General features: G+C 44.3%; 8 protein-coding genes and 1 pseudogene. 8 read left to right on the forward strand and 1 reads right to left on the reverse strand.

Going from position 1 to position 12,334, the window contains the following annotated elements; all coding sequences use genetic code 11:
* Positions 1-241: 241 nt before the first annotated feature.
* The 8 genes and pseudogenes from HV345_RS12235 to HV345_RS12270 all read left to right on the forward strand — a co-directional run bounded on the left by HV345_RS12235 (position 242) and on the right by HV345_RS12270 (position 11,120).
* Positions 242-958 (forward strand): YebC/PmpR family DNA-binding transcriptional regulator, encoded by a 717-nt coding sequence (locus HV345_RS12235; protein WP_046276377.1) that lies wholly within the window; start codon positions 242-244, stop codon positions 956-958.
* Positions 959-2,023: 1,065 nt separating this feature from the next.
* On the forward strand, positions 2,024-3,682 hold the full coding sequence (locus tag HV345_RS12240) for a DUF262 domain-containing protein (RefSeq protein ID WP_220132116.1): 1,659 nt from the start codon (positions 2,024-2,026) through the stop codon (positions 3,680-3,682).
* Positions 3,675-5,678 (forward strand): DUF262 domain-containing protein, encoded by a 2,004-nt coding sequence (locus HV345_RS12245; protein WP_181635601.1) that lies wholly within the window; start codon positions 3,675-3,677, stop codon positions 5,676-5,678. Before HV345_RS12240 ends, HV345_RS12245 begins: the two co-directional genes overlap by 8 nt.
* Before the next feature lie 81 nt (positions 5,679-5,759).
* Positions 5,760-6,374: pseudogene (locus tag HV345_RS12250) on the forward strand (integrase core domain-containing protein); the annotation flags it as partial.
* A gap of 39 nt (positions 6,375-6,413) precedes the next feature.
* Positions 6,414-7,052 carry an abortive phage infection protein gene (locus HV345_RS12255; RefSeq protein WP_255467539.1) on the forward strand — a complete coding sequence of 213 codons (639 nt, stop codon included), beginning with the start codon at positions 6,414-6,416 and terminating at the stop codon, positions 7,050-7,052.
* A 134-nt stretch (positions 7,053-7,186) separates the two neighbouring features.
* Entirely contained in the window at positions 7,187-7,861 is a 675-nt protein-coding gene (locus tag HV345_RS12260; RefSeq protein ID WP_181635602.1) for a hypothetical protein, read from the forward strand.
* Positions 7,862-8,143: 282 nt separating this feature from the next.
* A complete protein-coding gene (locus HV345_RS12265) occupies positions 8,144-10,372 on the forward strand; it encodes a DEAD/DEAH box helicase family protein (protein ID WP_181635603.1) in 2,229 nt (742 codons plus the stop codon).
* Position 10,373: 1 nt separating this feature from the next.
* Positions 10,374-11,120 (forward strand): hypothetical protein, encoded by a 747-nt coding sequence (locus tag HV345_RS12270; protein WP_255467541.1) that lies wholly within the window; start codon positions 10,374-10,376, stop codon positions 11,118-11,120.
* 198 nt (positions 11,121-11,318) lie between these two features.
* On the opposite strand, the gene HV345_RS12275 is transcribed toward HV345_RS12270, so the two are convergent.
* Positions 11,319-12,323: an IS110-like element IS4321 family transposase gene (locus tag HV345_RS12275; protein ID WP_000427623.1), complete on the reverse strand. Its 1,005-nt coding sequence runs from the start codon at positions 12,321-12,323 to the stop codon at positions 11,319-11,321.
* Positions 12,324-12,334: the final 11 nt, after the last annotated feature.

The following is a 12,334-nucleotide window of genomic DNA, read 5'->3' on the forward strand; positions in this document are numbered from 1 at the left end:
TTTATTTATGTATTATCGCTGTCATTCGACTATTAAAATAAAAAAACAAAAGATCTAAAAAAACCGAAAATAACATATCCATAATGTTAACTATTGATAAAATTAAAGTAACATTTAGTAAAACATGGGTATTTTGTTTTTCATGGACGAGAGTTTACATATCATGATATAATATCGCGGAAAAATTCGCAGGTTATTAATCTGCGTGTAATGTAAATGAATTTCTGAGGAGACTATTCCAGTGGGACGTAAATGGGCAAATATTGTTGCTAAAAAAACTGCTAAAGACGGTGCAACGTCTAATATATATGCAAAATTCGGTGTAGAAATCTATGCTGCTGCCAAACAAGGTGAACCAGACCCAGAATCAAACTCAGCTTTAAAATTCGTTATTGAACGTGCGAAACAAGCACAGGTTCCTAAACACGTTATTGATAAAGCAATTGATAAAGCCAAAGGCGGCAGCGATGAAACGTTCGTGCAAGGGCGTTACGAAGGCTTTGGTCCAAGTGGTTCACTGATTATCGCTGAAACGTTGACGTCAAATGTTAACCGTACGATTGCTAATGTCCGCTCAATTTTCAATAAAAAAGGCGGGAATATCGGAGCAGCAGGTGCTGTCAGCTATATGTTTGACAATACCGGGGTGATTGTATTTGCAGGAACAGATCCTGACCATATTTTTGAAATTTTGCTTAATGCTGATGTAGATGTTCGCGATGTAACCGAAGAAGAGGGAAACATCGTTATTTATACTGAATCTACAGACCTTCATAAAGGAATTGCAGCCCTGAAAGCCGCAGGGATTAATGAATTCTCAACAACAGAATTAGAAATGATTGCTCAATCAGAAGTTGAACTTTCACCAGAAGATTTAGAAATCTTTGCAGGACTCGTTGATGCCCTTGAAGATGACGATGATGTTCAAAAAGTCTATCACAACGTTGCAAACCTCTAATTATAAATAAAGGAATCTGTTATTGCGGCAGATCTTTAACTTATAAAGTTGTTACAAAAATATCTAGCCCGATACATTAATTATAAAAAAAGAAAAAATTTACGGTAGAAAATCAAAGTGACTGTCTGCTTTTGCTCAAGGCAGACAGTCATGTCCAGCAGTTTTCAGTCAGGATTAGCAGGGGGAGCTTTTCCAGTAATGAAAAAAACCGCTTCCTGGCTTCCTGACTCGAAGGCGACAACAGCTCTGACCTTATCGTTTTTCATCACTGTGTACCAACCGGAACCGCCAAACTGAGAATGGCTAAAGAGGGATCTGCATTCGGGGTCATCTGACGAAAACTTTTTACCGTAGCAGATAAGGGAAGGGTAAGGATTTGATGGAACGGCGTCAGCTAAGGGGTATGAACTAAGCATCCAGCAAATACCAAATTGCATTTAACTTATGTTGAGTAAAAATCTAGTTCATAAAATCCTCTCTCATATCTCATTGTTTTAAATGTATTATTTAATATACAGATGAATTCACCTGCAAAGAACTTCATGAACTAGCAGGGAATACGCATCTTATGGGCATTTTCTTACAGCAAGCGTTACTTTAACTTTTCCCATCGTAGTCGAAAACCTGACACATCAATCTTCAGGGGTTATCTGATTGTTTTCTTGAATAATCCATCAACTTAGGTAACATTTAGATGCGCTAATACTTAATCGGAAATGGTGTCTCTGAGGGCGGTAGCGTTGTCAAGGCTGGCAGGGTTTACCTAAGGGCTACAGTATCTGACATCAAGAGCCCGGTACTCTTTTTTAACATTTCGGTTTTCATTCCAATACGTTGTGGCTTTTTCTTAACCCTTGTATTTTTCGTTTCCAAATCCAGTGTACCACTACACGCAAATCTCAATGGGCATGGTGATTTTGATGTCAGAGAGGGAGACCAGCCATAGTAGGTGCAAGATAGGAATGCATTACAGCATGATCAACCAATACAAAAGTGGACATTAACCGATTTTATTGTTTACATCCGAACAAACTGCAGAGTCGCTAAAAAAGGATATCTCAGAAAGTGAGTGAAGCGAGTAAGGACATGTTGATTTCAGACGTTGCAGGTCCTATGCCTAGGATAAAAGATGCAGCATTCATATCAAAGGATGCAGCGAATGAAGGAAATTCGAATGACCGTAAAGAGGATGTGCAGGTTCGTCTGGCAAGTTTCACTGAACTTGCAGCAATGTCACCGCGTATGGTGTTGGACAGTTACCAGCGCGCTTATGTATGGACAGAAGAAAAAGTCATTCAGTTGTTAGAAGATTTCGGCAGGTTCATTACTGCCGAGCCTTCCAATTTACCCGGTGAATATTATCTGGGCGCAATTTTAATACACCATAAGCGAAGCAATGACTGCAATACGTTCTGCGTGGTTGACGGACAGCAAAGACTTACGACGCTTGCGATACTACATTGGGTGTTAAATGGGACGTTGCCAGAATTTATTCACTTTGAATTCCGATCATCATACTCTTTTGTGAATGTGCAAAAAACTAAAAATGTCATGCAGTCATGGTTTCAGCAACACCAGAGCTTTTGTGCCTCGTTTAACACGATTTTTGCCAGCCTGCGTTTAACAGTAATTATTGTTAAACATGAAGATTTGGCTTTCACCTTTTTTGATACCCAGAATAATCGAGGGGTGCCATTGGGGAGTACCGATCTGCTTAAGGCATACCATCTGCGTGCTATTCAGAGCGACAACATCAACCAAGTTGAACAGTTGCAAAGCCTTTGTGCAAGGAAATGGGAGCAAGTGCAGCAACGTGGCGGCTTCACGACAGCAAATCAGGGTTATGATTTTGCTCATGACCTGTTTCACTACTACTTATGGCGTGGAAGAAACTGGCGAGGTTCTGACGTTAAAGAGCTTGCGAATCGGGAAGAAATGCTTACCCACTTTGGTGAACAAAGCAGGAAGTCCGAGATTGGACACGTGACGCTCTATCCTGCAGGAGCCAATCAGTGGGGACAAAATCTCGAGCTACTGCCATCAAATGATTATTATCTCACACCAGCCCCGCAACACTTTGGTCACCAAGCTGCACACTTGCCTTTTGCGTTACGCCAGCCTATTAGCCGTGGAGTTGGCTTTTTCCTGTATGCGGAAAAATATGCCGCGTTGCTACAACTGCTTTTGTTCTCCGAGTCCGTTGAACCGGAGATAAAAGCGACTCAGAAATTCTACAAATGTGTGGTTTGCACATTATCTCCTTACTTACAGAATCTGTTTCGTCTGGCTTTACTAACTTATTTTGATCGCCTAGGGAGTCATGGGCTGCTACGTTTTGCTCTGTATCTGGACCACTGCCTGGGCGCAATACGACTAACTCAAGCTGATGTTCGTCGCGAGACGCCTGTCAGGTTTCTCAGGGACGCAAAACGTAACCTGCTGGATGTCATCGCCCATGCCTATGAGTGTGAGGAAGTAATTTGTTTTCTGAATCAAGAAAAGAACAATAAAGCATATGCATTAAATGATGGCTGGCAGGAAGAAATTTTGAACAGTGGGAGTAAGGTTCAGGAGATATATGTTACCGCGGTCGCGCATTACTACGAGCTTCTTAACCTTTCTGTAAAAAAGGCGCCCTACATGGACGAAAAGGTAAAGACTGAACTTTTACCGTTTAAGGCAAGTTCGAATGCTAACCCGGATAAGATGTGCCCTCATGAATAATTTCACCTCAGATATCATTACGCTTAATGACGTGGTAGAAAAACGTTATTTATTCAATATACCAATTTACCAGCGCTTATATGTCTGGGGTAGGGAGCAGATCCATATATTACTTGATGACCTGGTATCAGCTTGCCAGGCACGTGAAAGTACTTTCTATCTCGGCAATACGATCGTGATTGAACGTGAAAACATCATACTGAATAACCGCTCTTTTCCCGTCTTTGATCTTATAGATGGCCAGCAGCGTTTCACAACATTGTGGTTGATAAGTGTGGTGTTGAAAGAACTACTCACTGACTACAGTCAGGTCGAAACCGGCACTGGTGTACATCCGCGAATCAGCTTTTCTATTCGACCTGAGGTGACCCTGTTCTTCGAAAAGCTGCACTGTAACGAAAGTGGGAGTTTGCCTGAAGCGAAAGTACTGGAGGATGCACTTGAAGAGATACGTGCCTATTTCCACAATTATTCAACGTTGAACAACAAAACTCTCAACAAATTCGAGCTCACGCGTTTCATTCGTCATAACGTGAAGCTGGTACTGACCAAGGTGCCGTCAAATACTGACCTGAATAATTTATTTGAGGTAATCAATAATCGTGGTGTTCAGTTACAACACCACGAAATTTTGAAAGCACGCCTGCTTCAAAAACTTCCTGTAGACGAGCGAGAGGTTTATGGATTGTTGTGGGATGCCAGCTCACACATGAACGATTACCTTGAACGAAACCTGCGACGTACCACTGGAGTCGATTTAGTTACGTTGTACGAGTCAAGCATAAATGACCCTTTGTACAATTTTGAACGAGAGGCTCTGGCAGACCCTGTTTCGGTCATAGCGGCATTGAGGATGCAAAAGGCTGGTGAAGAATGTGATCCAACCGGCTTGGCATCCATTTTAATGGCAGCAACGTCGTTTACGTCTGATGCCAATGAGAAAACCGTATTAGAGGATGTTGAATCACCTGATCCAATAAACAGCATCATCACGTTCTCTATGCTTCTTCAACATGTGCTTCGCATATACCTTCAGAAAACCCCTGGTTATTTCTCCAGTGATATCAGCAAAGTTTCAGATAAAGACTTATTGGCCTTGTTTGATATGCACTGGCTAAAATTTGAGCCTGATCCCACGGATATTAAGGTGTTCATTGAGCTGTTATGGCAAGTTCGCTACCTCTTCGATAAACACATCATCAAATGGGTGAGCGTTGAAGGTGAACGTGTACATGCGATTCGCCGCCTGTATATCAACAGGAGTCGTGCACGAAACTCTGCTTATCTGCAGCGTCAGTCCAGAGATGCAGAGCCTGATTTTGCTTTGCTTCAGAGCATGCTGTATCACTCTCAACAGATGACAACACATTACTGGTTAACGCCATTACTGAACTTTCTCCTCGCACATAGTGAATCAAATGCCTTCTTGTATCTTTGTCATCTGGATAATCACTTGTTGTGCAGTGAGCCAGACGCATCTTTGATCGAAAGGACCCACAGATACTTGGCAGAACCCTGGCATAAAGAAACGTTATTGGATGCGAACAAAAGCCTTAACCAGCGCTTTGATAATGGAACTCAGTATCCTCACTACTGGTTCTATAAACTGGAGTTCGTACTTTATCTCAAGCTTAAAGAACAAGCCGGATCTACTGTCGAGAGATTCAGGATGACAGCAAAAAATTCTGTAGAGCATATCACTCCGCAGAATCCTGAGAAGCCCAAGGATTCTATTCCAGATGACCTTTTGCATAACTTTGGCAATCTGGCGCTTGTAACCCGCAGCCTTAATTCAGAAATGAGTAACAAAGGCTTTAGTATCAAAAAGGCCGAGTTTGAAGAACGTCACCGGGGTCAAGGCATTTCACTGAAGCTGGAAGACATCTATGCAAACACTCGCTGGCGAGAGTCCGAAATAAACTTACATCTGGAAAGGATGATCCACTCACTTAATGACTACCTGATGAGTGTCGAGAGACTGGTTAGAGCGTTATAACATCATGAAAGCACGCCTCCTTATGTCAGATGGCGAGCTTTCTCTATGCGATGCAATCTCTTTAGTGTCAGGCCGTATCACGAACTTGCACTGGAGCGCAGACGTTTCGGCTACAGGCGCATATGGCAACAGCGGTGTAGTGAAGGCCTTCATGTTAATCACAAGCGCGTGTACCGTCGTTATCATCTCTGCGGGCTAGGCGTAAAACGCAGACGACGTCGTAAAGGACTGGCAACAGAACATCTGTCGCTACTGCGTCCGGCGGCTCCCAACCTGACCTAGTCGATGGATTTTGTCACGGATGCGCTGGTCACCGGACGCAGGATCAAGTGTCTGACCTGTGTAGATGATTTCATTAAGGAATGTCTGACGTTCAGCATATCGGGTGTTCAGGTAACGCGTATTCTGGGCAGCATTGCGTTGTTCCATGGCTATCTGGCAACAATAAGAACAGATTAGGGGCCTGAGTTTACCTGCCGTGCGCTGGAACCGTGGTTCTTTGGACGTGGTGTGGAGCTTCAGCTTATTCAGCTGGGCAAGCCTACGCAAAACGGGTGTATTGAGAGCTTTAACGGACGCTTTCGCGATGAATGCCTGAATGAACACTAGTTCCGCGATATTACTTATACAAGGAAAATCATTAATGAATGGCGAAAAGGGAAATTGAGCACTGAACAATCCGACATTACTAATTGACGGTTGTATCTAATCCTGGGGGCAGGTCAAGAGAGCAGTATGTTGAACAAAAAATCACAAATCGAACTGGCCAAAATTCTGGCTGATTATTTTAGCGAAGGCGACTGGCAGGAGCTTTTTGTCATTACAGATTGTGAAGATATCCCACAGGGACTCCACAACTTCTACAGACATGTTCACTGGCAGAACCCTGAGCTGAAAGGAATGGCCATGTCGGCTTTAAGCGATACCCTGAACAGAGCCCCTGGTAATCTGGCTAAAATATGGAAGCTGGACAGGGTGGAGCACCTGGTAAAACATAAATCCAATGACGTTTATGAAGAAATTCACTCCATTGTTAATCAGAGTGGACACCGAAACGTCTCGGCGACGCCTGTCAAAAATGTTAATGAGAACATCTATCAGGCGTTGGAAGATGCGGCACTTCTACTTGATGAAAATGGGCCGCAGCGGGCATATGATCGTGTCCACACTGCCTTACATGCATCTTTGCGCCAAATGTGCGCGAACCATGGCATAGTTACAGATAGTACAAATGATAATGTCCCCGGGTTGCTGGGACTGATAACTGCGTATCTAAAGAGTATTCCTGATGACGGAAGAAACGAGGATGTGTTTAAAATGCTTCGTTCGGCCGGTTCGATACTGCATAGCATAAATAATCTTCGCAACCACTAAAGCATGGCCCATCCCACGCAAGCGCGGTTCGCCATTAATCTTGTCAGGTCGATTATGGCGTATGTTGATGAACTTCTGGGTCAGACCTAGCTACCAGATTTCCCAGTCACTGGCTAATTTTAAGGAATGAGATAATGGAAGATTATGCGTTTATCGACCGTTTTTTTAACAGCAGTTTCGAGCTAATGGATCTCCGGTATACCGAAATAAGAGACGGAAATACATTGATCTCATTTCTCAATAACCTTCAGACGGTAAATGACCGTTTTAAAAGGGCTTTTGAAATTGATTTCAACGATTATCCCGAATTTAAGCTTCTCCGGTTGATCAGAAATTATTTTCAGCATGAAGGGGATGTCCAGGAGACTCGAGTGTTCTTCACCCATCAATCCGTATTGTTGAGCCACAGCGAGCAGGTCATCATTCCAATCTGCGATCTTGCTAAAGCTTTACGGCCATTGCTAAATGGCAAACCTCAGGCTTGGAAAAAAGAAGAAATTGCGGCTATTCTCAAGTTCAGCCCGGGGTTGCGTGAAGTCGTGGATAATCTTGAGGGTTTTACACAGGACCCACAACTGCTGCATAAGGGTCAGTACTATTCCGGTGGATATGATTTGTACATTCCCATTTATAACATTACCAACATTGTCGCCAGTAGGTGTAGAACAGTTCCTGAACTAGCTGATAAGTCGATTGTTGCGGGGCTGGATCGCACTTATGACATTGACAATAACATCGGGAATGAAAACATGACAGTTCGACTAGGTATGACTCCAGTACTGACGACAAAGGGATTTATATTTCTGTAATCTTCAGATACTGGCCAGGGTCAAAAACGCGGAATACTCAACGGGTATGCTTACAGTACCACTGCCAGCAATCGCGCAGGCTTCCAGGTGGAGGTCACCCTTTGTTTCGATTGCACACATCAACTTTATCCAGGTTCGAGAGAAATCTCTATTTCCTGTTTACATTGGTGGACGTTGTTCAGGGCAGGAAGCCTGACATCACTCCGGCAAGTCGCCCCTACATTTCGCGGGAGCATGTGGCTATGAAGTTAATAAGGTTTTTTTATGGAGGATAATGATGTTATGACGGTTTCTGTAATTCCGCAGTACAAACCTTTAATCGCAGAATTTAAAGACATCGATAAACTTTCCTCTTCGGACTTTGAAATTTTCGTTCGCGATTTGTTTGTCGCATCAGGATGGACCGATGCCGAAATTACCAAAACAGGCAAAGAATTCAAACACGGTGATGGCGGGGTCGATATTTTCGCCTGGAAAGGGAGACGAAAGTTTGCCATTGAGGTGAAACAGCGCCAACTGGGTACGACAGTAGATGTGAAGGCTCTTAATCAACTAGTTACCGGCGCCACGCTGGCAAATGTTACCTATAAAATTTTAGTCACCAACTCCTGGTTTACCTCTGAAGTTAAGGCGCGGGCGTTACGACTCGGCGTTGAGTTGATAGACCGGGATGAGTTGCAAAATCTGTGGGTCATTAAGCATTCCGAGATTGGCCGTGACATTAAGCCGCGAACTTATCAGCAGGATGTGATAAACGAAGCCCTTGCACTTCATGCGGCAGGAAAGTCAAAACTGCTGATTGAAATGGCGACGGGATTAGGCAAAACCTATACTGTTGCCCACTTAATTAAGCGCTTAATCCAACAAAATAGCCGCAGGCCAAGAGTGCTATTTCTGGCACATCAGGTTGAGATTTTACTGCAATCTGTTACTGCATTTAAAAACGTTTTGGGTATTGGTAACTACAGTTTTTCTGCCTGTTTCGGTGGCACACATCCCGAAGAGACTGATTTCGTCTTTGCTTCATTTGATACGCTCTATAGCAAACTCGATGCGCTATCTGCAGGGGCATTTGATTACGTCATAGTCGATGAAGCCCACCATACGCTGGCAAAAACCTATTCTGCGGTGGTGTCGCGTTTCCAACCGCAACTCCTGATTGGCCTAACCGCGACCCCTTACCGGGCGGATAACCGCGATGTAGTGAGTTTCTTTGGTGGCGCCGATGGGCATATCGGTAAATTCGATCTGGTTTGGGCACTCAAAAATAAAAAACTGGCATTCCCCAAATATCTTGTCCTGCTTGACGATCTGGATCAGGATAAGATCGACCAGCTTGAGAGCGGTCTTTCTCTATCCGATATCGATAAACTGCTTTTTTTGCATAAAAAGGATCATGAGATTGTCCGCCTCATCGACAAAACAGTGATCGAGCAGGGGATAGAGGACGTAAAAGGGATCATCTTTTGCCGGAATATCCAGCATATGAATCATCTTATAGCGTTCTTTGAGCCCGGCACTGCCACCCTTGTGCACTCAAAAATGTATGACCAGGAACGACGAGAAAATATTCGATTGTTCAGGGAAGGGGATTATAAATACATTTTAGTGTGCGACCTGTTCAATGAAGGTATTGATATTCCAGAAACCAACCTGTTGATCTTTATGCGTTATACCGGGTCACGTACAATCTGGTTACAACAGTTAGGACGTGGGTTGCGCAAAACGCCAAATAAAGAGTTTGTTCATGTCTTAGATTTTGTTGGATCCCTTGAGCGGTTGAATGAGGTTAAGGGCCTAGCAAAAGAGATTGAACAGCAGCCAAGGTATCACGAAAGCACTATTGATGATCCGGAGGAGATGGACGCGCCCGGGGTTTATCATGACACTTCGCTGGAGGTGCATTTCAGCGCAGAGGCGGCGAAAGTACTGGCTCTGCTGGAAGAGATGAAAATGCAGCTTAATAGCCGCGATGTACTGCTGGATAAGTTGCGCCGATATCGCGAAAAAAATGACGAGTTGCCCTCCATTACAGAACTAGAACAAAAGTTAGATGACGTTAGCCTTGATCAAATTGCCACCCATTTCGGCTCTTATTTGAGCTACCTGGCAGCCGCATTCAATGAAGACGTGGATATTCCTTCCATGCGCACGAGACTGATTGAATTTCTCGATACCTTTATCGGGGGGAACAATATAGCACCAAGTTTTTACACGATTTCACTGAATTTTGGCGTGAACCCGTTGTACGAATTCAGCGAAAAAGAGATTCAACAGCTTCTGCCAGATTACGACAACCTTGTCAGTGCCCTAATTAAAGTGACAGCTCCGCAGGACGTGAGTGATATGCCGTTGCAGGAAGCGGAAGTTTGCCCGTGGATCGAAACGTACCGGGGACAGCCTTTGAACCTTGTCAGCTTTAAGCAATTACCGTCGGATGTGCAGGAACAGATTAAGAACAAATATCAATCGGCATTCGTGTTTCTCAAAAAACTAAAAGACGCGCTTTAATATGGAAAAAATTGACATCGTTGTAGATCAACTTCAGCTCGACCGAGCTCTCAATAAACTCATCCATAACCTGGTCGAAGAAAGTCAGCTCACGGCCGGAGAAACGCTCAGTGCCTGGGAGTTCTGTGAAAAACTCAGTATGCAGCAATTCATGGCAATGAAGAAAAATGTCTATTTTGCAGATTTGCTGCGAGCAGTAGAGATTTCGCTCCCCCTCGGGCAGACGCTTCACTTAGATGGCGCGGAAATCAGGCATGTTGAAACTGAGTTTGAGGAAAAGCCCGAGGTAGCGCGTGATGAACCGGTGATGGAATGTCTGCGGATCCCCGCCTTATCCACCTCGCTGGAAACGATTCAATTGCCTGAACGATTTATGAAATTAATCAAGCGATTGAAAAACATTCAACTGATAAACCCAGATTTTGTGTCTGGTGAAACCTTCGGAGAACTCATCTCGTTGTCAGTCAACGAGCTGGCTGAACAGCCTGGTGTCGGTGTGCTGTATATTGAGACTTTTAAAGAATTGCAACAGTTGGCTCAGTCTTCACCTTACGTTGAGGCTATCGACACTACTAATATGGGCATTGATTTCGCGAAGGTAGATATCAGCCAGATGCGGTTGAGCCTTGCGGGCGTGGAAGCCAACTATACGAAAGCACTGGAAAAATTTAGTCGCTATCTTAAAACGGAATCTATGGTCACTCCCGTTTTTGCAACACCGATTTTGACGACAAGTTGGCTTGCTTGAATCTATCCGGCGTCTGAATGGGATTTTATTCCCGCGCCTTGATGAGTTCCGCGCCTGATGAACCTCCAGAAAATATACGGCTTCAATGAGCCTTTCCGTTTTACAGGTTCCTCAACAGGCCGGTGGGCCGTTAGTATCATCAATATCAGTATTCGCAAAACCAGATCAGTAATTCTTTAAACCGGTGTATTTCTGCCGTTATGCTACATAAGTTTGCTGTCGTGCCGTTAGGGCCCAGGCTATTCTGGCCAGCTTGTTTGCCAGAGCACAAGTGACGACAAAGTTGCTTTTCCGGCACAGTAAATCCCTGACCCAATCGGCCAATTTGCCAGACTGGTGTTCCAGTTTTTGTATGAATACCCTGGCACATTGAACCAACAAAGTTCGGATCTTTTTATTACCTCGCTTACTAATTCCCAGCAATGTCGTCCTACCTCCCGTGCTGTACTGCCGAGGTACAAGCCCTGTTGCCGCCGCAAAGTCACGGCTGCTGGCGTACTGCTTCCCGTCGCCAATCTCAGTTGAAATAGTACTCGCTGTCAGTGTTCCGACGCAGGGAATGCTCAGCAAGCGCTGTCCAACCTCATCTTCGTCCAACTTTCGTTTCAACTGGGATTCCAAATCTTTAATCTGCTCAACAAGATAGTGATAATGCTGTTGTAATTTCAGCAATAACTGGCTGAGGTAAAGAGGCAAACTATTATCCTCAAGAATGGTACTCAGTCGGCTAATAACGGCAGCTCCTCGGGGAACGCTAATGCCAAATTCCAGCAGAAAAGCATGCATTTGATTGGTTGTTTTTACCTTATCCTGAACCAGGGATTCACGGACACGATGCAGAGCCCGCATTGCCTGCTGAGATTCCGTTCTGGGCTGCACAAAACGCATAGACGGACGCGATGCAGCTTCACAAATAGCTTCGGCGTCGACAAAGTCGTTTTTATTGCTTTTAACGAACGGGCGGACAAATTGTGGTGATATCAGCTTTGGGGAATGCCCCAACTCTTCCAACTTGCGTGCCATAAAGTGAGAACCGCCACAGGCTTCCATTGCGATGGTTGTAGCGGGGCATGTCGCCAAAAATTCGATCAACTTTGGCCGGGTAAATTTTTTACGGTAAACAGCCTTCCCGCGACGATCCTGGCAATGAATATGGAAAGAGTTTTTACCCAGATCGATACCAATGAGCGCAATGTTTTCCATGATAGTTCTCC

This window comes from Citrobacter sp. RHBSTW-00986 (genome assembly GCF_013783065.1).
Lineage (GTDB): Bacteria > Pseudomonadota > Gammaproteobacteria > Enterobacterales > Enterobacteriaceae > Citrobacter > Citrobacter braakii.

Excerpts from the sequence above, each read along its gene's own strand:
- HV345_RS12245 (WP_181635601.1), top strand. The coding sequence starts at position 3,675 with ATGAATAATTTCACCTCAGATATCATTACGCTTAATGACGTGGTAGAA.
- HV345_RS12255 (WP_255467539.1), top strand. The coding sequence starts at position 6,414 with ATGTTGAACAAAAAATCACAAATCGAACTGGCCAAAATTCTGGCTGAT.
- HV345_RS12260 (WP_181635602.1), top strand. The coding sequence starts at position 7,187 with ATGGAAGATTATGCGTTTATCGACCGTTTTTTTAACAGCAGTTTCGAG.
- HV345_RS12265 (WP_181635603.1), top strand. The coding sequence starts at position 8,144 with ATGACGGTTTCTGTAATTCCGCAGTACAAACCTTTAATCGCAGAATTT.
- HV345_RS12270 (WP_255467541.1), top strand. The coding sequence starts at position 10,374 with ATGGAAAAAATTGACATCGTTGTAGATCAACTTCAGCTCGACCGAGCT.
- HV345_RS12275 (WP_000427623.1), bottom strand. The coding sequence starts at position 12,323 with ATGGAAAACATTGCGCTCATTGGTATCGATCTGGGTAAAAACTCTTTC.